Source organism: Allostreptomyces psammosilenae, from assembly GCF_013407765.1.
Taxonomy (GTDB): Bacteria; Actinomycetota; Actinomycetes; order Streptomycetales; family Streptomycetaceae; genus Allostreptomyces; species Allostreptomyces psammosilenae.
In genome coordinates this window covers 1,167,667-1,193,047 of record NZ_JACBZD010000002.1, presented here as the reverse complement: position 1 = coordinate 1,193,047, position 25,381 = coordinate 1,167,667, and the positions used below count along the sequence as shown (strand labels likewise).

Below are 25,381 nucleotides of genomic sequence, written 5' to 3'. Positions count from 1 at the left end.
GCGGCGGCGCCGACGGGACTCCCGGGGAGTGGCGCGCGAGCGGCCCCGGCCACGGCCGGGTCGCCCGGCCTCCGCCCGTCCGGCAGGACCGGGCGGAGGTCAGGCGGCCCGGCCGTCGCGCGTGCGGCCCGCGGCGTCCGGGCCGCCGCGCTCGCCCGCCGGGGCACCGGCGGCGCCGGCCGCGTCGTGCAGCCGGATCGCGCGCTGCATGGCGTGCCGGGCCCGGGGGGTGTCACCGGCGTCCCGGTAGGCCACGGCGAGGCGGAACCAGGTCCGCCAGTCCTGCGGGGCCGCCTCGGTCTCCGCCTTGCGCTCCAGGAAGATCCGCTCGGCCACCGCCCGCTCCACCCGGCCGCTGGGGGTGCGCGGCAGGTCGTCCGAGGGCAGGCCGCCCTCCGCCGCCAGCTCGCGCACCAGCGCCTCGCTGCGCTGCCCGAAGCGGTAGGTCTTCCACAGGAACCAGACGCCGATGCCGGGCATCACCAGCACCGCCACGCCGAGCAGCACCGTGACCGGGGTGCCGTGCCGCAGCAGCATCACCCCGCGGCTGCCGACCAGCGCGAAGTAGAACACCAGCACGGCGGCCAGCACCAGGAAGACGCCCTTACCCCTCACCGCGTTCCCGTCCCTTCCCTCGTCGGTTGTCCGCCGCCGGTCGCCCCGCGCGGGCCCTCGCGGCCCCCACGGGCGGCCTCGCCCTCAGTCGAGGTCGAGGAAGTGCTCCAGCCCCACGGTCAGCCCAGGATGCCCGGCGACCCGCCGGATCCCGAGCAGCACCCCCGGCATGAAGGAGACCCGGTCGAAGGAGTCGTGCCGGATGGTGAGCATCTCGCCCGTCCCGCCGAACAGCACCTCCTCGTGCGCCACCAGGCCGCGCAGCCGCACGGCGTGCACCGGCACGCCCTCCACGTCCGCACCGCGCGCGCCCGGGAGCGCGGAGGCGGTGGCGTCCGGCGCGGGCGGCAGCCCGGCCGCGCGGCGGGCCTCGGCGATCAGCTGCGCGGTCCGCACCGCGGTGCCGCTGGGCGCGTCGAGCTTGTCCGGGTGGTGCAGTTCGACGATCTCCACCGACTCGAAGAACCGGGCCGCGATCTGCCCGAACTTCATGGTGAGGACCGCGCCCAGGCCGAAGTTGGGGGCGATCAGCACGCCCGTGGAGGGCGCGTCGGCCAGCCAGTCACGCACCGTCCGGAGGCGTTCGGGGGTGAAGCCGGTGGTGCCGACGACGGCGTGCATGCCGTGGGTGACGGCGTAGCGCAGGTTCTCCATGACGGCGTCGGGCCGGGTCAGGTCGACGACGACCTCGGCGCCCGCCTCGCTCAGCGCGCCCAGGTCGTCACCGCGTCCCAGCGCCGCGACCAGCTCCATGTCCTCGGCCGCCGCGACGGCCCTGCACGCCTCGCTGCCCATCCGGCCCTTGGCGCCCAGCACGGCGACGCGCAACGCGGTCATCTCTTCGTCTCCTCGGGTGGTGCGTGGTGGTGCGTGGTGGTGCGTGGTGGTCCGGGGCGTGGCCCCCGCGGGGCCACGCGGATCGTACGGGCCCCGCCCGGCGCGCGCCCGGACGGGGCGGCGCCTCGACGTGCCGGCCGCCGGCGGCGCCGGCCCGTCGAGGCAGCGGCACCGCCGGCGGCGGGCGTGGGTCAGCCGAGGACGGCGCGCAGGCCCTCCTCGGTCGCGTCGTCGAACGGCCCGATCGCGGCGAGCGACAGCGGGCCCGCGAGCAGCTCGGCGGCGATCGCGTGGACCTCCTCGGGGGTGACCCTGGCGATGTTGTCCAGCACCTCGTCGACGGTCAGGTGGCTGCCCCAGCACAGCTCGCTCTTGCCGATCCGGCTCATCAGCGCGCCGGTGTCCTCCAGGCCGAGCACGGTGGAGCCGCTGATCTGGCCGATGCCCCGGCGCAGCTCCTCCGCCGAGATGCCCTTCTCGGCGACGGCCCGCAGCTCGTCGCGGCAGATCCGCAGCACCTCGGCGGCCCGGGCCGGCTGGCAGCCGGCGTAGACGCCGAACAGGCCGGCGTCGGCGTAGGAGGAGGTGAAGGAGTACACCGAGTAGGCCAGCCCGCGCTTCTCCCGGACCTCCTGGAACAGCCGGGAGCTCATCCCCCCGCCGAGGACGGCGTTGAGCACGCCGAGCGCCCAGCGGCGGTCGTCGGTCCGGCTGAGGCCGGGCACGCCCAGCACCAGGTGCGCCTGCTCGGTGTCCCGCCGCACCACCTGGAACGCCCCGTGGCGCACCGGATGGGCCGGCTCCGCGGGACGGACCGCGTGCGGCCCGGTGGCCGGGTCAGCCGGCTGGATGTGCGGGGTCGGGCTGTCGGCGGGGCTGTCCGGGAGGGCGCCGGCGCGGGAGAAGGCTTCGTGCACGGCGGCGACGACCGTCTGGTGGTCCAGTCGGCCGGCGGCGGCGACCACCAGGTTCTCCGGCCGGTACCAGTGCCGGTAGAACTCCGCCACCCGGTCGCGGTCGAGGGCCTCGACGGTCTCCTCGGTGCCGAGCACCGGGCGGCCGAGTGCCGTGGGGCCGAAGACGGCCTCCGCGAAGACGTCGTGGACCAGGTCGCCCGGGTCGTCCTCGGTCATCGCGATCTCCTCCAGGATCACGCCGCGCTCGGCGTCGAGGTCCTCGGCGCGGATCAGGGAGGAGGTGAGCATGTCGCAGACGACGTCCACGGCCAGCGGCAGGTCGGCGTCGAGCACCCGCGCGTAGTAGCAGGTGTACTCCTTCGCCGTGAAGGCGTTCATCTCCCCGCCGACGGCGTCGACGGCGGCGGAGATGTCCAGGGCGGTGCGCCGCTCGGTGCCCTTGAACAGCAGGTGTTCCAGGTAGTGGGTGGCACCGTTCAGCTCGGCGGTCTCGTCGCGCGAGCCGACCCGGGCCCAGATGCCGAAGGTGGCCGAACGCAGGTCGTGGGCGGCCTGGGTGACGACCCGCAGCCCTCCCGGGAGGACGCTGCGCAGCACGCCGGGGGCCACCTCGACGGCGGGGACGTCGGCGCCACCGAGGCCGGCGGCGGCCCGCCCCCCGTTCAGGGGACGGGCCGCCGCGCCGGACGCCGCTGCTCCGGTTGCCTCGCTCACTGCTCGGCGCCGTCCTCGTCCTCGGTGACCGGAACGAGCGACAGCTTGCCGCGCTGGTCGATCTCGGCGATCTCGACCTGGACCTTGTCGCCGACCTTGACGACGTCCTCGACGTTCTCCACGCGCTTGCCGCCGGAGAGCTTGCGCAGCTGCGAGATGTGCAGCAGGCCGTCCTTGCCCGGGAGCAGGGAGACGAAGGCGCCGAAGGTGGTCGTCTTGACGACGGTGCCCAGGTAGCGCTCGCCGACCTCGGGCATCGTCGGGTTGGCGATCTGGTTGATCGTGGTGCGGGCGGCCTCCGCGGAGGGGCCGTCCGTGGCACCGATGTAGATGGTGCCGTCGTCCTCGATCGTGATCTCGGCGCCGGTGTCCTCCTGGATCTGGTTGATCATCTTGCCCTTGGGGCCGATGACCTCGCCGATCTTGTCCACCGGGATCTTGACGGTGATGATGCGCGGCGCGTTCGGCGACATCTCGTCCGGCGTGTCGATGGCCTCCATCATCACGTCGAGGATGTGCAGCCGGGCCTCCCGGGCCTGCTTCAGCGCGGCGGCCAGCACGGAGGCCGGGATGCCGTCGAGCTTGGTGTCGAGCTGCAGCGCGGTGACGAACTCCTTGGTGCCGGCGACCTTGAAGTCCATGTCGCCGAAGGCGTCCTCGGCACCGAGGATGTCGGTCAGCGTCACGTAGTGCGTCTGGCCGTCGATCTCCTGGGAGATCAGGCCCATGGCGATGCCGGCGACCGGGGCCTTCAGCGGCACACCGGCGTTGAGCAGCGACATGGTGGAGGCGCAGACCGAGCCCATCGAGGTGGAGCCGTTGGAGCCGAGCGCCTCGGAGACCTGCCGGATCGCGTAGGGGAACTCCTCGCGGGTGGGCAGGACGGGCAGCAGGGCGCGCTCGGCGAGGGCGCCGTGGCCGATCTCGCGGCGCTTGGGGGAGCCGACCCGGCCGGTCTCGCCGGTGGAGTACGGCGGGAAGTTGTAGTTGTGCATGTAGCGCTTGCGCGTCTCGGGCGAGAGCGTGTCGAGCTGCTGCTCCATGCGGAGCATGTTGAGGGTGGTGATGCCCAGGATCTGGGTCTCACCGCGCTCGAACAGCGCCGAGCCGTGCACCCGGGGGACGACCTCGACCTCGGCGGCCAGGGTGCGGATGTCGGTGACGCCGCGGCCGTCGATGCGGACCTGGTCGCGGATGATCCGCTCGCGCACCAGCTTCTTGGTGAGCGCGCGGTAGGCGCCGGAGATCTCCTTCTCGCGGCCCTCGAACTGCGGGAGCAGCTTCTCCGCGGCGAGCGCCTTGACCCGGTCGAGCTCGGCCTCGCGCTCCTGCTTGGCGCCGATGGTGAGGGCGGCGGCCAGCTCGTCGGAGACGGCGGCGGTCAGCGCCTGGAGCACGTCGTCCTGGTAGTCCAGGAAGATCGGGAACTCGCGGGTCTCCTTGGCCGCGCTGGCGGCGAGGTCGGCCTGCGCCTTGCACAGCACCTTGATGAAGGGCTTGGAGGCCTCCAGGCCCTCGGCGACGACCTCCTCGGTCGGGGCGGTGGCGCCGCCGGCGACCAGCTCGACCGTGCCGGTGGTGGCCTCGGCCTCCACCATCATGATCGCCACGTCGCCGTCCGGCAGCGTCCGGCCGGCCACGACCATGTCGAAGACGGCGCGCTCCAGCTCGGAGTGGGTGGGGAAGGCCACCCACTGGCCGTCGATCAGCGCGACCCGGACGCCGCCGATCGGGCCGGAGAACGGCAGGCCGGCCAGCTGGGTGGAGGCGGAGGCGGCGTTGATCGCGACCACGTCGTACAGGTGGTCGGGGTGGAGCGCCATGATGGTGGCGACCACCTGCACCTCGTTGCGCAGACCCTTGGTGAAGGACGGGCGCAGCGGGCGGTCGATGAGCCGGCAGGTGAGGATGGCGTCCTCGGAGGGGCGGCCCTCACGCCGGAAGAACGAGCCGGGGATGCGCCCGGCGGCGTACATCCGCTCCTCGACGTCCACGGTCAGCGGGAAGAAGTCCAGCTGCTCCTTGGGGCTCTTGGAGGCGGTCGTCGCGGAGAGCACCATCGTCTCGTCGTCGAGGTAGGCGACGGCGGAGCCGGCGGCCTGGCGGGCCAGTCGGCCGGTCTCGAAGCGGATGGTGCGGGAGCCGAAGGAACCGTTGTCGATGACGGCTTCGGTCGTGTACACGGATTCGGTGGTGTCCACCAAGGGGTTTCTCCTTGTTCGGAACGTGGTGGGCGCCCCGAGGACGTCGCCGTTCCGGTCAAGGCCGGGCCGGTCTTCGATCGAAGTCGGCGGGGGCGGTCGGCTTCTCGCCGTCCACACCTCGGCGACCACTACCGAGGACCGGCGCCTCCTTCGGGCCGGAACGGTCGTGCGTCGGAACGCTCCGTCGGTTCGTTTCGTGGTGCTGGGTCGTGCTCGGGGGTTCGCGTCGTGCTGTGCCCCTTCAGGGGCCAGCCTACGCGCCCACACGGCCGCGGCCATGTCGTCGGCGGCCGCTCCTACGACGAAGGAGCGGTCCCCGTGCGCGGGGACCGCTCCCTCATCTCATGGCCTCAGCGGGCGCCCGCCGCGCCGCGGCGGATGCCGAGGCGCTCGACGAGCGAGCGGAAGCGCTCGATGTCCTTCTTGGCCAGGTACTGCAGCAGCCGGCGGCGCTGGCCGACCAGCAGCAGCAGACCACGGCGGCTGTGGTGGTCGTGCTTGTGGGTCTTGAGGTGCTCGGTGAGGTCGGTGATCCGGCGGGTGAGCATCGCCACCTGGACCTCGGGGGAGCCGGTGTCGCCCTCCTTGGTGGCGAACTCGGCCATGATCTGCTTCTTGGTGGCAGCGTCGAGGGACACTGTGCTCCTTAGGGGTGACGGGGAACGGGCCGCCCCCGGTCTTCCTCACAGGGGCTGTCGGATGCCGCGCTCCGCCGGACCGCCGGCCCGCCGCGCCCGTTGGGCGGCAGCAGGACCGACCCGTCAACCTTACCAGTCGCGCCCTACCGGTCCGTACGCGAGGCGTCAGGACGTCAGCCCGCGCACCGTGGCGTAGACGTCCAGCACGGCCAGGCAGACTGGCACCAGCGACAGCAGCACCAGGCCCTCGCTGAGGTCCATGACGCGACCCCAGAACGGGGAGACGCCGGCCCGCGGCACGACCAGCCCGACCGCGACCACGATGGCGGCGCCCGCGGCCACCGCCGCGCTCATCCAGATGGTGCGCAGGTCGGCGTCCGAGGAGGACATCAGCACCTCGATCGGCGGGTTGAGCAGCATGCCCACCACCAGCAGCACCAGCGCGGCGATGCCGGCCACCAACAGGCACACGACCTGGGTGCTGTAGCGGAACAGTCGCGCCCGCATCATCGCCGCCAGGCCCACCAGCAGGGCGAGCAGCCGGGCCCAGTTGTTCTCGGTGAAGCCCAGCGTGGTGGCGGTGCCCACGACCACCGCAGCGCAGCCGCCGACCAGGCCGAGCAGCACCTCGTGGCCCTGCCGGGCCTGCTGCTCGATCCGGGAGAAGTCCACCGGCTCGATGTCCGGGGCGCTGCCGCCGGCCTGGGTCTCCGGGGGCTGGAAGCCGATCGGCAGCCGGGCGAACCGGGCCGACAGGCCGGGCAGGAAGGCCACCAGGGCGATGGCGACCACGGCACCGACCGCGGCGACCTCCGCGGCGCCCTGGCCGGTGAGGATGGCGGCGAAGCTGCCCAGGGTCCCGGCGATGCCCAGCAGCGAGGCGGCGACGAACGGCGAGGCGGCCCGCGGCACCAGGGTGACCAGCAGGATGGCCACCACCATCAGGGCGACGCAGCCCATCAGCAGCTGCAGCCGGCCCAGGCCCTGGCCCGGGTCGGGGGCCAGGATGCCGGCGCCGCCGAGCAGGGCGTGCGGCAGCGCGGCCACGCCCATCGCCACGGCCGTCCCGGTGTCCTGGTAGATCCGGGCGCGCACGCCGGCGAAGGCGGTGAGCACCAGCGCCAGCACGCCGCCGACGATCGCCGGCAGGCCGTTCAGGTCGTTGGTGAGCGGCTGCGACATGAACAGCACGAAGGCGACCAGGTAGAAGAGCAGTGCGCCGCCGAAGAGTCCGGAGGCCCGCATCCACCGCGGGTTCCACATCCGGCGGTCGTCCTCGACCGCGCGCGCCACCGCGTCGGCGACGTCGTCGTAGACCGCCGGCGGCAGCGACTGGGCCAGCGGGCGCAGCGTCAACTGCTCCCCGTCGCGCACCTGCTGCGCGATCAGCGACTGGCTCGGGTCCAGCACCTCGCCGCCGGAGCGCACCAGGGTGAACCCGGTCGGCTCGTGCTCGTCCTGGCTCTGCCCGGCCAGGCGCAGCACCTCCGGGTAGATGTGGGCCAGCGGTAGGTCCTCTGGCAGGGCGACGTCCACCCGGCTGTCCGGCGCGACGACCGTGACACGGCAGTAGCCCGTCGAAGTACTGCTCAACTCTCCCCCTGTTGTGCTGGGTGCTGTTGCGTGGGCCCCTCCCCAGCGTGCGCCCCCTCCTCGGACGGAGCGGGGAGGGAGAGCGAGGAGGAGGGAGGGCGGGGGCGGCCCCCGCCCGCGGCCTGACGGCTGGGCGACGCCCCCCGCCCTCGGGCGGGCGAGGGGGGAGTGTCCGATCCGTCGCATCCTAGGGGTTGCCCGCCCTCACGGACCCCCAGGGAGCCGACGTCGGTTCCCCGGGTGTCACCGAGTCGTCACTCCGTGCCCTGCCGGGCGGTCGTCACGGTGCGTCGACACCGGTAGTCTGCCGGGCATCTTCTCTCACCGAAAGCCGGGCCCGCTCGCGGCCCTCAGGGGGATTCTCAGCCGTGCAGACCGTCGTGAAGCGGCCGCAGCGGGTGCTGCCGCCGCCGGTGCCGGAGGAGGAGGTACGGCTGGAGCCGCCTCCGGACCTCCCGCGCGAAGCCAACCAGGAATGGTGGATGAACGTCCTGCCCATGCTGGGCATGGCGGGCTCCGCAGCCTTCTTCTTCATGCCAGGCATGGCGCCGTTCATGCGGGTGGTCGGCGGTCTGATGATCGCCTCCACCGTCGCCATGATCATCGTGCAGCTCGTCCGCGCCCGCCAGGGCAGTTCCCTGGAGGTGGCCGACGCCCGCCGGGACTACCTGAAGTACCTGGCGCAGATCCGCAAGCAGGTGCGTCGCACCGCGGACCGGCAGCGCTCGGCGCAGCTCTACCTCAACCCGGGCCCCGACCAGCTGTGGGCGGTGGTCGCCGACGGGCGGCGGCTGTGGGAGCGCCGCCCCGGTGACCAGGACTTCCTCCAGCCCCGGGTGGGCCTGGGCACCCACCAGCTGGCGACGCCGCTGCGCGTCCCGGAGACCGCCCCCCGCGACGAGCTGGAGCCGCTGTCCGCGGAGGCCATGCAGCGCTTCATCGCCGCGCACGGCAGCATCCCGGACATGCCGATCGCGCTGTCGCTGCGGTCCTTCTACCACGTGGCGGTCACCGGGGACGCGGACACGCTGTACGGCGCGATGCGCGCCATGGTGTGCCAGCTGGCCACCCTGCACTCCCCCGACGACCTGATCATCGCGGTCGCCGCCGCCCCGGGGGCGGCCGAGGAGTGGGAGTGGACCAAGTGGCTGCCGCACGTGCAGTCCCCCAGCGAGACCGACGGCGCCGGCTCCGTGCGGCTGATCCGCGACGACCTCGGCGAACTGGAGCGCATCCTCGGCGAGGAGCTGTCCTCCCGCAACCGCTTCACCCCCGACGCCGCCCCGGTGCCGGACCAGCCGCACGTCGTGGTCGTGCTGGACGGCGGGATCGTGCCGGCGGACTCCCTGCTGGCCGGCGCCGAGGGACTGCAGGGCGTGACCGTGGTGGAGCTGCTGCCCGGTGAGGGCGGCGAGCCGCGCGGCGGCCTCACCGTGGACCTGGAGCCCGGTGTGCTGCGGCTGATGTCGGCCACCGGCACCGTCTACACCGGCGTGCCGGACGAGCTGACTCCGGTCCAGGCCGAGGCGCTGGCCCGCCAGCTGGCCCCGCTGCGGCTGTCCGCCACCGAGGAGGACGAGCCGCTGCTGGCCAACCTGGAGTTCACCGACCTGATGGGGGTGGGCGACGCGGCGGCCGTCGACGTCTCCCGCACCTGGCGGCCCCGGCTGCCGCACGACCGGCTCCGCGTCCCGATCGGCGTGGGCGAGAACGGCGAGCCGGTCATGCTGGACCTCAAGGAGGCCTCGCAGGAGGGCATGGGCCCGCACGGCCTGTGCGTCGGCGCCACCGGTTCCGGCAAGTCCGAGCTGCTGCGCACGCTCGTGCTGGGCCTGGCGATGACCCACTCCTCCGAGACGCTGAACTTCGTGCTCGCCGACTTCAAGGGCGGCGCGACCTTCGCCGGCATGGCGGACATGCCGCACGTGGCCGCGGTCATCACCAACCTGGCCGACGACCTCACCCTCGTCGACCGCATGCGCGACTCGATCACCGGTGAGCTGACCCGCCGGCAGGAGCTGCTGCGGGCGGCCGGCAACTACGCCAACATCCACGACTACGAGCGGGCCCGCGCCGCCGGCGCGCCGCTGGAGCCACTGCCCTCGCTGGTGATCATCATCGACGAGTTCAGCGAGCTGCTCACCGCCAAGCCCGAGTTCATCGACATGTTCATCCAGATCGGCCGCATCGGCCGGTCGCTGGGCGTGCACCTGCTGCTGGCCTCGCAGCGCCTGGAGGAGGGCCGGCTGCGCGGCCTGGACACCTACCTGTCCTACCGGATCGGTCTGCGCACCTTCTCGGCCGCGGAGTCCCGGGCGGCGATCGGCGCCCCCGACGCCTACCACCTGCCGTCCGTGCCCGGATCCGGCTACCTGAAGTTCGACACCGACACCCTGGTGCGGTTCAAGGCCGCCTACGTCTCCGGCCCCTACCGGGAGGCCGGCAGCGGCCCGGTCGCCCAGGTGGACCGGCGGGCTCCGGTCCTGTTCACCGCGGCGCCGGTGGCGCGCCCCGCGCCGGTGCAGCAGCCGGCGGAGCCGGTCGCGGTGGCGGAGGCCCAGGACTCCTCGCTGGCCGACACCGTGCTCGACGTGATCGTCAGCCGGCTGCAGGGCCAGGGACCGCCGGCGCACCAGGTGTGGCTGCCGCCGCTGAACGAGCCGCCGACCCTGGACCACCTGCTGCCGGGCATCGCCCCGACGCCGAACCGAGGCCTGGCCGCCGCCGACTACCCGGCCTCCGGCCGCCTGGTGGTGCCGCTGGGCATCGTCGACAAGCCGTTCGAGCAGCGCCGCGACGTGATGTACCGGGACTTCTCCGGCGCCGCCGGCCACGCCCTGATCATCGGCGGTCCGCAGTCCGGCAAGTCCACCCTGCTGCGCACCCTGATCGGTTCGTTCGCCCTCACCCACACCCCGGCCGAGGCCCAGTTCTACTGCCTGGACTTCGGCGGTGGCGGCCTGCTGTCGCTGCAGAACCTGCCGCACGTCGGCGGCGTCGCCTCCCGGATGGACGTGGAGATGGTGCGCCGGCTGATCAGCGAGGTGCACGGGGTGCTGTCCCGGCGCGAGGAGCTGTTCCGCTCGCAGGGCATCGACTCGATGAACACCTTCCGCCGGATGCGGGCCGAGGGCCGGCTGCCCCAGGAGCCGTGGGGCGACGTGTTCCTGGTCGTCGACGGCTGGATGACGCTGCGGCAGGACTTCGAGGACTTCGAGCCGGTGGTGACCGACATCGCCACCCGCGGCCTCGGCTTCGGCGTGCACGTGGTGCTGTCCATCTCCCGCTACGCGGAGGTGCGGCCCTCCCTGAAGGACCAGATCCAGACGCGCATCGAGCTGCGTCTCGGTGACCCGGTGGAGTCGGAGATCGACCGCAAGGTGGCCCGCACCGTCCCGCAGGGGGCGCCGGGTCGCGGCCTGTCCGCGGACAAGCTGCACTTCCTGGCCGCGCTGCCGCGGATCGACGGGGTGCAGGACGCCTCCGACGTCTCCGAGGGAGTGGCCGCGCTGGTGGCCCGCTCCGCGGAGTCCTGGGCCGGGCCGCGGGCGCCGCGGGTGCGGATGCTGCCGGAGCTGCTGCCGCACGACCGGCTGCCGAAGATCGCCGAGCGCCCCGAGCTGGGCATCCCGTTCGGCGTGGACGAGACCGAGCTGGCGCCGGTGTACGTCGACTTCGTGACGGACCCGCACTTCGTGGTGTTCGGCGACAGCGAGTCGGGCAAGACGGCCCTGTTGCGGGTGCTGATGCACGGCATCATGGACCGCTACACGCCGGCGCAGGCCCAGATCATCCTGGGCGACTACCGCCGCGCCTCGCTGGGCGTGGTACCGGACGAGTACCTGCTCAGCTACGCCGCCGCGCAGCCGGCGCTGTCGCAGTTCGTCACCGACGCCAAGGTGGTCTTCGAGGAGCGGATCCCCGGTCCGGACGTTACCCAGGAGCAGCTGCGCAACCGCAGCTGGTGGCGCGGGCCGGAGATCTTCTACGTGATCGACGACTACGACCTGGTGGCGACCTCCTCCGGGAACCCGCTGTCGCCGCTGGTGGACATCCTGCCGTTCGCCAAGGACGTGGGCCTGCACCTGGTGCTGGCCCGGCGGACCGGTGGCGCCGGCCGGGCCATGTTCGAGCCGATCATGCAGCGGCTGAAGGAGCTCGGCGTGCAGGGCGTGGTGCTCTCCGGTGACCGGGACGAGGGTGCGCTGCTCGGCAACGTGCGGGCGCAGCCGCGCCCGCCGGGCCGCGGCGTGTACGTCGCGCGGCGTGGCGGCAACCGCCTGGTGCAGACGGCCTGGCTGCCGCCGCGCTGACGGGTGCGGGGCGGGCGCCGGAGCGCGCCCGCCCCGCCCGCGCGCGGCACCGGTGCCCCTCGGGGCCCGTTCCCGCCTCCAGCCCCCGAGGGGCCGCCCCGTGCGGCCCCACGGGGGCTGCGGCGTTCCCGGGGCCGTCCGTCTCGCGCCCGGCTGACGCGGCGCCGGTGGGGCCACGTCGGGCGCGTCGGGAACTCCGTGCGGGCCCGGTGGCCGCCTCGGGCCGGGGCGGGCGTGACGAGGGCGCGGCAGCGCGTGACGGGGCGGGGTGGGGCCGTGACAGACGTCGGGGCCCCGGTCGCTATGACCGGGGCCCCGACGTCTCGGTTGGGGGCGGCGGGCGCCCTGGGGAAGTCCGCTGAGCGTCAGACGCCGGCGGGGGGCGGCGGCGCCGCGCCCGCCTTCCGGCGGTCCCGCAGGACGACGGCGGTGCCGGAGATCACGATCACCAGCATGGCTCCGGCGGCGACCGTGTACACCGCGTTGCGCCGCATCCGGTCCTCCGGGGTCTCCCCCAGCACCATCCGGGCCGGCACGATGTCGGCGGCTCCGGACGGCAGGACGTCCGGGACCGGCTCGCTGATCGGCTCCGCGTTGCCGGTGAGCGCCTTCACCGGGTCCACCACGCCCCAGCCGACGAACTGGTTGTGGTCGCGGTCGGAGCGCTGGGCGGTCTGCGCCATCCAGGCGGCGATCTCCTCGGCGCTCCAGTCCGGGTACTTGGCGCGCAGCAGGGCCGCGACGCCGGAGACGTACGGCGCGGAGAAGCTGGTGCCGACGTCCACGCAGTGGCCGCCCCTGGGCACGGTGGAGACCACGTCCTCGCCAGGGGCGACCACGTCCACGAACTCGCCGGCCTGGGAGAACACCGAACGCTCGTTGTTGCGGTCGGAGGAGCCGACCGCGATGACGCCCGGGTAGGCGGCCGGGTAGGTGGTGCGGGCCTGCCCGTCCGCCCCGTTGTTGCCGGCGGAGGCGACCACCACCACGTCCTCGGCGACGGCGTCGGCCACCGCCTCCGCCAGGACCGGCGGGTTGGTCCCGTCCGCAGTGTCCTGGGAGATGTTGATGACGTCGGCGCCCTGCTCGACGGCGTAGCGGATGGCCCTGGCGAGGCTCTCGGCGGTGCCGTGGTCCTTGCCGTCCTCGCCCTCGCCCTGACCGGTGCCGTCGTTCTGGCGGATCGGCAGGATGGTGGCGCCCGGCGCGATGCCGACGAAGCCGGTGTCGTCGCTCTCCCGCGCGGCGATGATGCCGGCGACCTTGGTTCCGTGGCCGACGTCGTCGAAGCGGCCGTCGTCCTTGTTCTCGATCAGGTCCCTGCCCCGCTCCACCGCGCCGGCCAGCTGCGGGTGGCTGGCGTCCACCCCGGTGTCGATCACCGCGACGGTGACGCCCTCGCCCCGGGTGGTGGCCCACATCTGCTGGAGCAGCAACCGTTGGATGGTCCACGGGGTGCCCTGGATGGGCTCGGCGGGGAAGGTGCACTGCTGGCTGGTGGCGGCCGTCTCCACCGGGGGGATGATGCGGGTCGGAACCGCGCCGTCTGCTCCGGCCCGGTCACCGGTCGAGGCGGCGGCCGGGGCGGCGGCACCGAGCATCACCAGGGCGGCGGCGGACACCAGGGCGGCGAGACGGCGCCCCGCGGGCGCGGACGGGGTGCGGTCGGGGTGCGGACGCGGGAGCAACGGGGCCGCTCTTCCTTCGTCGGGACGGGAACGGAGGGGGCGGGCCAGCATCCGGGTCACGCCCCTGGGGGAGAAACGCGAAGGTCCGCGCCTGGGCGCCCATCACGAGGGGCGGCCGGGCGCGGACCGGCGTTGCGTCGGCGGCGGATGCGGCCGCGACGCCTGGAGTGCCGGCGCCTGCTCAGCCGCGCCAGACGTTGGCGATCTGGTTCTCCGTGGTGCGGTAGTTCTCCGCGGCCTGACGCAGGTTCTGCTCGATGGCCTGGAGGACCTCGTTCAGCGCCTGGGCGGACTGGTTCCACTCCTCCTGGCGCTGGTTGTAGGCCGTCTGGGCGTCACCGGTCCAGGTCTGGGCGACCCGGTTGACGGCGGCCTTCAGGTCGTCCAGCTGGGTGCTGATGTTGGTGGCGGCAGTCCTGGTCTCCTCGGCGGCCTGCTCCAGCCGGCCGAAAGTGACCTTCATCGGTCCGCTCATGGAATCCCCCTCGAGTGGAAAGGACGGGTTGGATGTGCGGTGCGCGCGTCGTCAGGCGGCAGGTCAGCCGCGCATCACGCTCTGGATGCGGCTGAAGCTGGACTGCTGGTCCTGGTCCGAGGCCACGTAGGTCGCCTCGGTCTGCTCGACCGCCTCGCGGATCTCACCCAGCGTCCGGAAGATGTCGTTGGCTTCGGTGTTCCACTGCTCGCGCAGGTTCTGGTAGGCCGTCGCGGCCTGACCCGTCCAGGCGCTGGACACGTCGGAGAGCTTGTTCTCCAGCGTGCTGAGCTCCGAACGCACCGACTCCACGACGTTGCCGATCCTGGTGGCGAGCGCCCGGAGTTCCTCGTCGGTTACCTCGACCATTCCGGCCATGATTCACCGTCCCCCATGTCCGTACGTGAGATCGGCCCTCCAGTCACTTCGCGGGACCCGACCGATCGGCACCACGCGTCGTGATGCTGTGAACGACTGTAGCGTCCGCCGACATCGGGCCCCAAGGGGACGGGGCTTTTCGGTTACGAAGCCACGACATTGGGCATCGTGACTGGCCGCCTGTCAACTGCCCGGGATCCGGACGCCTTCGCTCCACGCCCCGGACGGCCGGCCGGCGTCCCGCGCGGCCGGCGTCGCCCGCCCGGGGCGCCGGCCGCGCGGGGCGGACGTGGCGTCAGGAGCCCTGCGGGCGCGCCGCGGCCTCCGGGTCGAGGACGGGGCCCTTCGCCAGGAACTCCGACCACGCCTGGGGCACCGGCACGGGCTCGGCGATGGAGGTGTAACCGAGCCGGTCCTTGGCCCCCGCCTCCTGCGTCGGCGCGCCCTCCTGCGCCCCGTCCTGCGCCCCCTCCTGTTGTGCCTCGCCATCCTGCGGGGCGGCGCTGGGATCCTGGTTCGCGCCGGAGACCGGAACGCCGTAGCGCAGGCCCGTGTCGGTGATCAGGTAGAGGTTCCCGGAGACGGTGTCACCCTCGGCGGCGGCCTCCTGCCCGTCCGGCTGGGCCGCGTCCCCGGACACCTCCCGGTACAGCAGCCCGGTGTTGATCGAGACGTACGCCCGGCTGATCTCGTCCTCCACCGGGATCGGCAGGTCCGTCCCGGCCCAGATCCCGATCCGGTACTCCGGCGCGCCCTGGGCCGCCGCGGAGCCGGAGCCGTCGGTCGCCTGACCTGCGGCGTCCGCGCCGGGGAGCGGCTGGGAGGTGTTCGGGTCCAGGATGCTGCAGATCGTGTTGGTCGGGTTCTGCACCGACGGACCGGAGCGGTTGGCCCAGTTGATCTGCTCCCGGGGCCACGCCTGCTCCACGTCGAAAGGCTCCGCCTGCCCGGCGGTCGCCGCGTTCGCCTGGTTGATGATCTGCGCGGCCACCGGGTAGGCCACCGGGTTCCCGGTCTGCTGGTACGCCTCCTCCAGCGCCTGCGGGCTGTTCAGCCACAGCGCCTCCATGAACGGGCTGATCAGCGCCACCCGGTCACGCAGCACCAGGTAGGGCTGCCGGCCGCCGCTGGCCGTCGAGTCGTACAGCACCGTGCCGACGGTGCGGTACTCCGCGGGCAGCTCCAGCTCGGAGGAGACCTCCTCACCGGCCCCCTCGACGGTCGGGAAGTAGATCTCCGGGCCCGCGTTCAGGGTGTTCAGCCACTCCCGGCTCACCCGCTGCGGCACGGCGGTCGGGCCGAACAGCGACGCGGTCAGCGCGTTCAGCTCCGCCTGGTCGTCGGCGACCAGCTGGTAGCGCATCCCCTCGGCGGAGATGAGGTACACCTGGTCGTCCGGATCCATCACGTACAGGCTGAAGCTGCGGTTCTGCCGCTCCGGGCCGTTGATCGCCGCCAGGTCCTCCGTGCCGGACAGAACGTAGGTGTACTGCTGCGGCATGGCGTTGAGGTCGTCCTCCGGCGGCTGCTGGCACACCGCCCAGGTCTTGGCGCGCGCCGCCTCCTCCGCGGTGGGCAGACTGTCCGGCGCCCACGGGATGCCGATGGTGGGGCCGCGCTTGATGCTGCCCAGCTCCGACTCGCGCACCTGGACGATGTCGAAGTCCCCGTCCGCGCCGATCAGCAGCTTGGCGGAGGCCATGTTCAGCACCGGGTGGAGCATCCGCGCGTTCGGATCGGTGCTGTTCTCGTCCGGCAGCACCACGTAGCGCGTGGTGGAGTCCGAGCCCACGATCACCTTGTTGCCGTCGTCCCAGTTCGCCGGGGCGGTGGGGCGGATCAGGCCCCACGCCCCGAAGCCGGCCATGATCAGGACGCCCACGATCGTGCTCGGCACCACCGCGCGCAGCGGACGCGGCGCGGTCTCGTCCGTCCCGCCGCGGTTGGGCTGGAGGAACGCCGCCACCGAGCGTTTGCGGGCGAAGGTGTAGGCGTTGAGTTGGTCCCGGCGCGATGCCATGGTGTGTGTCGTCTCCCCGCTTTGCCGATCGGCCGACCGGGCGCGCCGCGCCCGCCGCGCCGTCCCACCGCGGCGACTCGCCGTGCGGCTGACGGTTGAATGGGCGGCGCACGCCCGTCGCAGCACGATAGCGCCTCGTCCGGGTGTCAGCCCCGGCCCCGGATGCCTGTTGGTACCGGTCTGCGACACAGTCCCCCCACCGTGCCGACGCCCGCCCGTCGCCCGGCCGCGCACCCGCCCCACGCGAGGCGGACGCCCGCGCCCCGCGCGTCCCGGCGGCCGGCGCACGCCCCGGCGGTCGAGGCGCCCCCGGGCGGCCAGAGGCGCTCCGGGAACCATCCGCCCCACACGTTTACTCAGGTCCCACTGGCCCATGCAGCATCAGGCGTCACACAGACAACTTCCATCACAGAGGTCGCCCTGCAGCCGCCCCCTCGGCGGTGACGCCCTCCAGCCCCCGCCGCACCGGCCGTGCCGCGCCCGGTGACCTCACCGGGCGGGCGCACACGGTTGTCGCGCCGACGGTGCCGCGGCGCGGCGGGGACCCGGTACCGTGTGCGGAACGTGCACGAGCCTGAGCCGGGCGGCGGCCAGCGGCCGGCGTGCATCCGGGTGGACCCGGCGGAAGGCGTCCGGGCCCGAATCCACACGCACTCGGGGGCGAAGACGTGACATACAGCCAGCCTGCGGGGGCCCCGCGACCGGGAGCACCGGGCGGTTACCCCTCCCCCGCCTCCCCCGCCGGCCCCGCCGGCGGGCCCACCTCGAACGGGGGCTCCGGCGGCTCCCACGGCCGGAGCCGGGGCCGCCGGGACCGCGGCCGCGCCGCCGGACGCGGCCCGGAGGGCAACGGCCCGGCGCGGGGCCCCGCCGGCGGCGGACCGACCCCGGCGGGCGGCCAGGTCGGCCCCGGGGCCCCGGCCCGCGGCCGACGTGCCCGGGGCGGCGGCGCCGGCGGTGGCCGCCGGGACCGCGGCGAGTTCTCGGTCGCCCCCCGCATCCAGCCCCGGGCCGGACGCGTCGGGGCCGTCGCCGTCCACCAGCTGGTGCTGGTGGAGCTGGCGGCCGCCCTCGTGCTGCTCGGCTGGGCGATCAGCCAGGTCATGCTCGTGGTGATGGTGGTGCCCGCGGTGCTGCTGCTGGTCGCCGCCGTGGCCCGGATCCGGCGCCGCCGACTGGTCGACTGGCTCCGCCTGCAACTGTCCTTCCGCCGCCGCCAGCGCCGTGCGCAGCAGGGCGCCCCCTGGGAGGGCGTCGACCCGGCGCTCGCTCCCGTGCTGGAGTGCGCCCCCTCGCTCCGCGTGCAGCCGCACACCGACCGGGAACGCCGGACGATCGGGATGATCGGCGACGGCACCTTCCTCACCGCCGTGGTGCTGGTGCGCGGCCCGGACACCCCGCTGCGCCCCCGCCGCGCGGAGCAGCCGCTGCCGATGCACGTGGTGCGGGACGCGCTGCGGATCGACGACATCGTGCTGACGTCCGCGCAGATCGTGCAGCACACCATGCCCGCGCCCGCCGTGCACCTGCCCGAGCACTCCCTCGCCGCGCGCTCCTACCGTTCCCTGCAGCAGACCGGCGGCGCCCCGGCCGTCCGGCTGACCTGGATCGCGCTCCGGCTGGACCCGGAGCTGTGCCCCGGAGCCGTCACCGCCCGCGGCGGCGGCGTGCTGGGCGCCCAGCGCGCGCTGCAGCGCGCCGCCGACCAGCTGGCGAGCCGGCTGATCGGCGAGGGCTTCTCCGCGAAGGTGCTGGACGAGACCGAGCTCGTCACGGCGCTGTCCACCTCTGCCTGCGTCAACCCCATGGCCGGGCAGAGCCAGGCCCGCGGCGGCTCCACCGGACACCGGCGCTCCCAGGAGACCCGTCGCACCTGGCGGTGCGACGACCGCCGGCACACCACCTACTGGATCAGCCGCTGGCCCCACCTGTCCGGCGACGGCGACGACACCGTGATGCCGGAGCTGGTGGCCTCGCTCACCGGCGTGCCCACCCTCGCCACCGCCTTCTCCCTGACCATCCGGACCACCGGCATCAACAGCGAGTCCGGAGCCGGCACGGTCGCGCTGGACGCCCACGTGCGGGTGTGCGCCCGCACCGACACCGAACTCGACGGCGCCAGCCGGCTCGTGGAGGAGCTGGCGCACCGGTCCCGGGTGGGGCTGCTCCGGCTCGACCTGGAGCAGCTGCCGGGCGTCCTGGCCACCCTGCCCCTGGGAGGTTCCCGCTGATGGCGACCAACCTGAACTCCCCGACGACCCGGCGGTCGGGCCAGACCCGCCCCGTCGTCCCCGGCCAGCACACCGGACGGAACGCCGTGCCACCGGCCGCGGGGCGGGGACCGGCCGCACCGGTGGCCCCGTCGCTGCGCGGCTTCGGCCTGCCCGGCCCGTCACACGAGCGCCACGTGGTGCCGGCGGCCTCGCTGGACGCGCTGGCGCTCCCCGTCGGTGACGACGGGATCGTGGCCGGGATCGACGTGCGGCAGCAGCCGGCCGTGCTCGGCCTGTTCCGGCCGACCCCGTTCGAGGTGCTGCTGGTGGGCGGCCTGTGGCTGTCCCAGGTGCTCACCCTGCGGGCCGCCGCGGTCGGCGCCCGGGTCGCGGTGGAGACCGGCCGCTCCCAGGTGTGGAACCCGCTGGCGCAGGCGGCCGGCGGCGGACAGCCGTGCGTGACCGTGCACGACGTGGGACGCCTGGTGCCGCAGGGGCCCTCCGTGACCAACCCGGTGCTGGTGGTCCGGGACTGCGGCTCGCGGCCGCCGCGCCGGCGGCTCTCCGACGCGCCGTGGCAGACCACCCTGACGGTCCTTCCGTTCCTCGGTCCCACCGTGGGACGACTGGTGGCGGCGGCCGGCCTGGTGGGCATCCAGCGCGTCTCCCCCCAGGAGGCGGAGGTGCTGGGCCGGCTGCTGGCGCTCCCGCCGCAGGACGTCGCGGCGCTGCCGTCGCTGGGCGACAACGTGACGCTGTGGTGCGTGGGGCGGCAGCGCGAGTACGTGCTGACCCAGCCCACCGACGGCGAGGCCGGCCTGCTCGGCGCGCCGCGCCGGATGGACTGACCCCGAGGCGGCACGCCCGGCGTGGCCCGGTCCGGCGCGCCGGCGGGGGCGCCGAGGAACGCCGGAGCGACCGCGCCGGGCGGCCTCGCCGGGGCTCCGGCGCATCACGGTGTGACACCGGAACGGTCACGGAGCGGCGGCGTTCCGGGTGACGATCGCGGGACTGCGGCGACACCACCGCCCCCGCGGGGGCCCGCACGCCCTAGGCTGGGAGGGCACGGCTCCCGGGATGGTTCGGCGGCACGTACGCGGGGTAGGTGGCCGCTCTTGGGTCCGGCCCCGCCACCTCGCCACACGGCGTCCTTCCGTCCGTGTGCGCGGCGTGCCGCGAGCACGGTCCGCCGGTATCCGGACCCTCCGGGTGCTCAAGGCGGCGACGGCCCGGGTGGAACACCAGTTCAGGAGGCGGAGTGAGCGAGGACCGGGACGGCATCCAGGGCGAGGGGGCCGTCGAGGAGGAAGAGGAGCCGACAACCCTCGACTACGCGGCGCCCGAGTGGTACCGCCAGGACGCGCCGTCCCCGAGTCAGTCGCCCTCGGCGGGGCAGGCGGCCGCCGCGCCCGTGCCGGCGCAGCCGTCGCCCTATTCCCCGCAGCAGCCGCACACGCCGCCCGCGCAGCAGCCGGCGCCGCAGGCGCAGCACGCCGCGACGCCCCACCAGGGCGGCTACCCGCACCCCGTCGCCGCCCCGTCGGCCGGTGCCGGCCACGCGCCGGGTGGCGGGCCGTACCCGGGCGCGCCCTCCTACCCGGCGGCTCCCCACGGGGCGCCGGCGGGCGGCCCGCCGCCGCAGGCCTACCCCGACCAGGCCGCGCCCGCCCCCTACCCGCAGGCGGCGCAGCCGCCGGCCACCGCCCCGCAGGCGCCGCGGCCGACCGTGCCGGCCCAGCAGGAGGCCGCCGCGCCGCCCGCCGCCGCTCCCGTGCCGTCACCCGAGCCGCGTCCGGCGGCCCCCACCACGGCGGGGCAGGGGCCGGGTGGCGTGCCCTCCAGCCATCCGCAGGCGGCCGACCAGACGGCCACACCGCCCTCCACGCACCCCGCCCCCGAGGCCGAGGGGCCGCGCGAGCAGAGCGAGCAGCCGGGCCAAGCCGCGCAGCGGCGTCCGGAGTCCGCGGCGGCCGAGCCGGCGCAGTCGCGGGCCGAGGGGGCCGCCGAGGACTCCTCCGACGTGCCGGCGCAGACCGCCGACCAGGCCGCCGAACGGGCCGCCGAACCGGAGGGGCAGGCCGCGCCGGCCGAGCACGCCGCGGCGCCGGCCGCGCCCCAGGGTGAGCAGCCGCCGGCCGCGGCACCGCCCTCCCAGCCCCAGTGGCCGGCGGCCCCGGCCGCCGAGGCTCCCCGGCAGGACGTCACCGCCCCGCCCGGCTACGGCTACCCCCACCAGCCGCAGCCCGCGTACCCGGCGCAGCAGGGCCCCACAGCGCCCGCCCCGCCCGGCTACGGCTATCCCCAGCCGCAGCCCCAGGGGCACCAACAGCACGGCGGTGCGCAGCAGCAGGCCGCGCCCTACGCCCCCGGCTACGGCTACCCGCAGCAGCAGCCGTCGTACCCGGCACAGCAGCAGGCGCCCGCCGGAGGCACCCCGCAGGGTCCCGCGGCTCCCGCCCCGGGCGGCTACGGATACCCCCAACCGCACGAGCAAGGCCAGCAGCACGGGGCCGCGCAGCAGCCTGCGTCGGGATACGGCCAGCAGCCGTACCCGGCCGCCGGTGCGCAGCAGCCGTACCCGGGTGCGCAGCAGCAGCCCGCCCAGCAGCCGACGCCCCAGCAGCCGGTGGCGCAGCCGATGCCCGGGCAGCACCCGGGCTACCCGGACCAGGGGCCGTACCCCGGCTACCCGGGCCACCCCGGCGGCGCCGGCACGGCCACGGGCCAGCCGGACGCGGCCGCGGGCTACGGCCCTCCCGGCTACCCCCAGGGGCCGCAGCCCGGCGCGTACCAGCCCGATCCGGCGCCGCACGCCACCCCGCCGCCCGCCGGCGAGATGCCGCCCGGCTTCCCCGGCGCCAACGAGGGGCCGAGCCGGACCGTGCACGGCGCCCCGCTGGGCTACACCGCGGCCGTGGAGCTCTCCTCCGAGCGTCTGCTGCGCCGTCAACCGCAGCCCCGCCGGCAGCGTCCGCGCTTCCCGCGCATCGGCGGGCGCTCGGCGGAGCAGGCCCGCCAGGACAAGCTGGAACTGATCCGCACTCCGGTGCTGAACTGCTACCGGATCGCCGTGATCAGCCTCAAGGGTGGTGTCGGCAAGACCACGACCACCACCGCGCTGGGTGCCACCCTGGCCTCTGAGCGGCAGGACAAGGTCATCGCCATCGACGCCAACCCGGACGCCGGGACGCTCGGCCGCCGGGTGCGCCGGGAGACCGGGGCGACCATCCGCGACCTGGTGCAGGCGATCCCCCGTCTGCACAGCTACATGGACATCCGGCGGTTCACCTCCCAGGCGCCCAGCGGCCTGGAGATCCTCGCCAACGACGTGGACCCGGCGGTCTCGACCACGTTCAACGACCAGGACTACCGCCGGGTCATCGACCTCCTCGGCCGCCAGTACCCGATCATCCTCACCGACTCCGGCACCGGCCTGCTGTACAGCGCCATGCGGGGCGTGCTCGACCTGGCCCACCAGCTGATCGTGATCAGCACGCCCAGCGTGGACGGCGCGACCAGCGCGAGCACCACGCTGGACTGGCTGCGGGCCCACGGCTACGCGGACCTGGTGCAGCGCAGCATCACGGTGATCTCGGGGGTGCGCGAGACCGGCAAGGTCGTCAAGACCGAGGACATCGTGGCGCACTTCGAGACGCAGTGCCGTGGCGTGATCGTGGTGCCGTTCGACGAGCACCTCGCCGCCGGGGCCGAGCTCGACCTGGAGATGATCCGTCCCAAGACCCGCGAGGCGTACTTCGACCTCGCGGCGATGGTGGCCGAGGACTTCCACCGCATCCAGCAGGACGCGCAGGCCGGCTGGGGCGCCTTCGCCGCGCCCGGGGAGCCGCAGCCGGGCGGCTACGGGCAGCAGCAGTTCGGCCAGCCCGGGCAGGGGGCCCAGCCGTCGTACGGCCAGCCCCCGTACGGGCAGCAGCAGTACGACCAGCAGCGCTACGGGCAGCCGCAGTTCGGCCAGCCGGGGCAGGACGGTCAGCACGGCGGCCCGGCCCAGCCGTATCCGCAGCAGGGCCAGGGGCAGGGCCAGGGCCCCCATCCGGGGGGCCAGGGCGGCTGGGCCCCGGGGGCGGGGCAGCCCGGACAGCAGCCGTACCAGGCCGGCGCCGCCCAGCCGGGGGGCACCGGCCAGCAGCCGCCCTACCCGGGGCAGCAGGGGTACCCCGTGCAGCAGGAGGGGTACGGGTACCCGCAGCAGGGGGCCCAGCAGGGGCAGTACCCGGGGCAGCAGCAGGCGGGGTACGGCTACCCGCAGCAGCAGTCGCCCGGCGGCTACGGCTATCCGCAGCAGCCGCAGGCCGAGCAGCCCGCCGAGGACGGCGCGAGGGGCGAGGATCCGCAGGGCTACGGGTACCCCCCGCGGGCGTGAGGCGCGAGTTCCGTCCGGGCCGGGGCCCTGTCACCGCCGACGGCGTGATGGGGCCCCGCGCCGTGTCGAGGGGTGACGGCGCGTCACGCCGATGTGGGGGTGCCCCCGCCGCCGCCCGGAAATTGCCGGCGGCCCGCTCCCCGGCGGAACCACGGACACGTTCCGGAACGTTCTGCTCACCGAGGAGTGGCCCGGGCACATCGGCCGCGGGCCCGGAGACGGGGAGGACGAGGGCGTGCCGGGAGTGATCGGGGTCGGACCAGCCCCAGGCCACATCGGTGGGGACGACGGCCGCGACGGCGGTGGCGGTGGCGCCTCGGGCACCACCCTCCCCGGGCCACCCGGAGCCGGCGGAGGTGCCGAGCGGGCCGCCTGGGGCGGCGAGGGCCTCGGCCCGGGCGTGACGCACGGCGACGGCTCCACCGGTCACCGCACCGGCGGGGGCGGAGACGGGGACGGCTCCGGGGCGGGGCGGGGGACGGGTGGTTCCGGCGGCGGCTCCTTCGGGGGCGGCCAGGGCCCGCGGGACGGCGGCCCCGCGGAGGACGCGGGCACCCACTGGTGGCAGCGCCGCGCGGGCAAGCGAACCCTCCTGCAGCTGGGCGTGGCGCTCACCTCGCTGCTGATGCTGCCGTCGGCGTGGCTGCGCGTGGAGGCCGCCCCCTACCTGCACGAGCATCCCTCGCAGGTGGCGCCCGCGGACGTCGCGCTGGTGCTCGGCGCGGGTCTCGTCGAGGGGCGTCCCAGCACCTACCTGATGCAGCGGCTCCGCGAGGCCACCGAGCTGTACCACGCGGGCACGGTGCAGGTGGTGCTGGTCAGCGGCGACAACAGCAGTCCGGACTACAACGAGCCGGCGGTGATGTACGACTACCTGGTGGAGCACGGCGTGCCGGCCGACCGGGTGGTGCAGGACTTCGCGGGCTTCAACACCTGGGAGTCGTGCACCAGGGCCAGCCGCGTCTTCCAGGTGGACGAGGCCGTGGTGATCACCCAGCGCTTCCACATCGAGCGGGCCATCACCCTGTGCCGGGAGGCCGGCATCGAGACGCAGGGCCTGGCGGCGCGCGAACCGGAGACGCCCCGGCCGGACATCTCCTCCGAGCTGCGGGAGATCGCCGCGGCGACCAGCGCGCTGATCACCACCTGGACCCGACCGGAGCCGGAGCACCTCGGGCCGGTGGAGGACGCCGTGCCCGACGCGCTGGAGGCGGAGGCCGCGGGCGACTAGACCCGGCTCCCCCGCGGGGCGGTGGTCCTCCTCCGCCCCGCGGCGGGTGCCCTCCGGGACGGTCGGCCGGCGTGGGCCCGCGCCGGCGCGGGCCCCGGTCCGGCGGCGCCAGTCAGGGGCCGGTCAGGGGCCGGCGGTCGAGGACGGCGGTCAGGCCAGCGTCGGGGCGGCTTCCCCGCCCCCGCCGGGCGTCGCGGCGAGCTCGGCCCGCGCCCGGTCCACGTCGTCCGCCATCCTCTCCAGCAGCTCCGGCACCGAGGCGAACCGCTCCATGCCCCGCAGGTAGGACGAGAACTCCACGGCGACGTGCTTGCCGTACAGGTCCAGGTCCGTGCGGTCGATCGCGTACGCCTCCACGGTGCGGCGCTCGTTGTCGAAGGTGGGGTTGGTGCCGATGGAGATGGCGGCCGGCATCCGCTCCCCGTCCGCGATCAGCCAACCGGAGTACACCCCGTCAGCCGGGACCGCGGTGTGCGGCAGGGTCTCCACGTTGGCCGTCGGATAACCCATGTCGCGTCCGCGCTGGGCGCCCCGGACGACCACGCCCTCGACCCGGTGCGGTCGCCCCAGCAGCTCACGGGCCTGGGTGACGTCGCCCTCGGCGATCAGCCGGCGGATCCGGGAGGAGGAGATGACCTCGCTGCCCGTGCCGTCGCCGACGATCTCCCGGGTCCCGTCGGTGAACAGGTCCACGACGTCCACGGTGAAGTCGTAGCGCAGACCGAGCCCGGCCAGCAGTTCGACGTCGCCCGCCGCCTGGTGCCCGTACCGGAAGTTCGGCCCCTCCACCACGACCTTGGCGTGCAGGCCGTCCACCAGTACCTGCCGTACGAAGTCCGCCGGGTGCAGCTCGGAGAACTCCCGGGTGAACGGCAGGATGAGGAGGGCGTCCACGCCCATGGCCTCCAGCAGTTCGCCGCGCCGGTGGTGCGGCGTCAGCAGCGCCGGGTGCGCGCCGGGGCGGACCACCTCGGCGGGATGGGGGTCGAAGGTGACCAGGACGATTGGCAGGTCCAGTTCACGCGCGTGCCGGAAGGCGCGGGCCAGGATCAGCTGGTGCCCGCGGTGGACACCGTCGTAGGAACCAATGGTGACGACGCTCCGCCCCCAGTCGCCGGGAACATCGTCCAAGCTCCGCCAGCGCTGCACCGCGTACGCTCC

The 25,381-nt window shown here is 74.6% G+C and carries 16 protein-coding genes; 5 read left to right on the top strand and 11 right to left on the bottom strand.

The window, feature by feature from the left end; all coding sequences use genetic code 11:
• Positions 1-99: 99 nt before the first annotated feature.
• From FHU37_RS27210 to eccD, 6 genes are all read right to left on the bottom strand, one after another.
• Positions 100-615: a tetratricopeptide repeat protein gene (locus tag FHU37_RS27210; protein ID WP_312892887.1), complete on the bottom strand. Its 516-nt coding sequence runs from the start codon at positions 613-615 to the stop codon at positions 100-102.
• An 84-nt stretch (positions 616-699) separates the two neighbouring features.
• Positions 700-1,452, bottom strand: coding sequence for a 4-hydroxy-tetrahydrodipicolinate reductase (gene dapB, locus FHU37_RS27205; RefSeq protein WP_179817266.1), 753 nt, complete (start codon positions 1,450-1,452; stop codon positions 700-702).
• Between the two features lie 191 nt (positions 1,453-1,643).
• Positions 1,644-3,083, bottom strand: a complete 1,440-nt coding sequence (locus tag FHU37_RS27200; RefSeq protein ID WP_312892886.1) for a M16 family metallopeptidase — start codon at positions 3,081-3,083, stop codon at positions 1,644-1,646.
• Entirely contained in the window at positions 3,080-5,284 is a 2,205-nt protein-coding gene (locus FHU37_RS27195) for a polyribonucleotide nucleotidyltransferase (RefSeq protein ID WP_312892885.1), read from the bottom strand. Before FHU37_RS27195 ends, FHU37_RS27200 begins: the two co-directional genes overlap by 4 nt.
• A gap of 353 nt (positions 5,285-5,637) precedes the next feature.
• Positions 5,638-5,925 (bottom strand): 30S ribosomal protein S15, encoded by a 288-nt coding sequence (rpsO, locus tag FHU37_RS27190; RefSeq protein WP_179817265.1) that lies wholly within the window; start codon positions 5,923-5,925, stop codon positions 5,638-5,640.
• A 165-nt stretch (positions 5,926-6,090) separates the two neighbouring features.
• Positions 6,091-7,518 (bottom strand): type VII secretion integral membrane protein EccD, encoded by a 1,428-nt coding sequence (eccD, locus tag FHU37_RS27185; protein WP_179817264.1) that lies wholly within the window; start codon positions 7,516-7,518, stop codon positions 6,091-6,093.
• 368 nt (positions 7,519-7,886) lie between these two features.
• Between eccD and eccCa the strand changes: the two genes are divergently transcribed.
• Positions 7,887-11,831, top strand: a complete 3,945-nt coding sequence (gene eccCa, locus FHU37_RS27180; protein ID WP_179817263.1) for a type VII secretion protein EccCa — start codon at positions 7,887-7,889, stop codon at positions 11,829-11,831.
• A gap of 365 nt (positions 11,832-12,196) precedes the next feature.
• Here the strand turns inward: eccCa and mycP are convergent, their stop codons facing one another.
• From mycP to eccB, 4 genes are all read right to left on the bottom strand, one after another.
• Positions 12,197-13,432, bottom strand: coding sequence for a type VII secretion-associated serine protease mycosin (mycP, locus tag FHU37_RS27175; protein WP_376774079.1), 1,236 nt, complete (start codon positions 13,430-13,432; stop codon positions 12,197-12,199).
• Between the two features lie 268 nt (positions 13,433-13,700).
• A complete protein-coding gene (locus FHU37_RS27170) occupies positions 13,701-13,982 on the bottom strand; it encodes a WXG100 family type VII secretion target (RefSeq protein ID WP_179817262.1) in 282 nt (93 codons plus the stop codon).
• Positions 13,983-14,057: 75 nt separating this feature from the next.
• Positions 14,058-14,363, bottom strand: coding sequence for a WXG100 family type VII secretion target (locus FHU37_RS27165; protein ID WP_179817261.1), 306 nt, complete (start codon positions 14,361-14,363; stop codon positions 14,058-14,060).
• A gap of 304 nt (positions 14,364-14,667) precedes the next feature.
• The gene (eccB, locus tag FHU37_RS27160; protein WP_179817260.1) at positions 14,668-16,392 is read right to left on the bottom strand and encodes a type VII secretion protein EccB; all 1,725 of its coding nucleotides are present in this window, start codon (positions 16,390-16,392) and stop codon (positions 14,668-14,670) included.
• 668 nt (positions 16,393-17,060) lie between these two features.
• On the opposite strand from eccB, the gene eccE reads away from it, so the two are divergent.
• From eccE to FHU37_RS29470, 4 genes are all read left to right on the top strand, one after another.
• On the top strand, positions 17,061-18,623 hold the full coding sequence (eccE, locus tag FHU37_RS27155) for a type VII secretion protein EccE (protein WP_312892884.1): 1,563 nt from the start codon (positions 17,061-17,063) through the stop codon (positions 18,621-18,623).
• Positions 18,623-19,453, top strand: a complete 831-nt coding sequence (locus FHU37_RS27150; RefSeq protein ID WP_246451314.1) for a hypothetical protein — start codon at positions 18,623-18,625, stop codon at positions 19,451-19,453. The genes eccE and FHU37_RS27150 overlap by 1 nt, the downstream gene beginning before the upstream one ends.
• A 410-nt stretch (positions 19,454-19,863) precedes the next feature.
• Positions 19,864-22,989 carry a nucleotide-binding protein gene (locus tag FHU37_RS29475; protein WP_179817259.1) on the top strand — a complete coding sequence of 1,042 codons (3,126 nt, stop codon included), beginning with the start codon at positions 19,864-19,866 and terminating at the stop codon, positions 22,987-22,989.
• A 235-nt stretch (positions 22,990-23,224) separates the two neighbouring features.
• Positions 23,225-24,220, top strand: coding sequence for a SanA/YdcF family protein (locus FHU37_RS29470; RefSeq protein WP_312892883.1), 996 nt, complete (start codon positions 23,225-23,227; stop codon positions 24,218-24,220).
• Between the two features lie 150 nt (positions 24,221-24,370).
• Here FHU37_RS29470 and FHU37_RS27135 read toward each other — a convergent pair whose 3' ends face one another.
• Positions 24,371-25,369, bottom strand: a complete 999-nt coding sequence (locus tag FHU37_RS27135) for a bifunctional riboflavin kinase/FAD synthetase (protein ID WP_179817258.1) — start codon at positions 25,367-25,369, stop codon at positions 24,371-24,373.
• Positions 25,370-25,381: the final 12 nt, after the last annotated feature.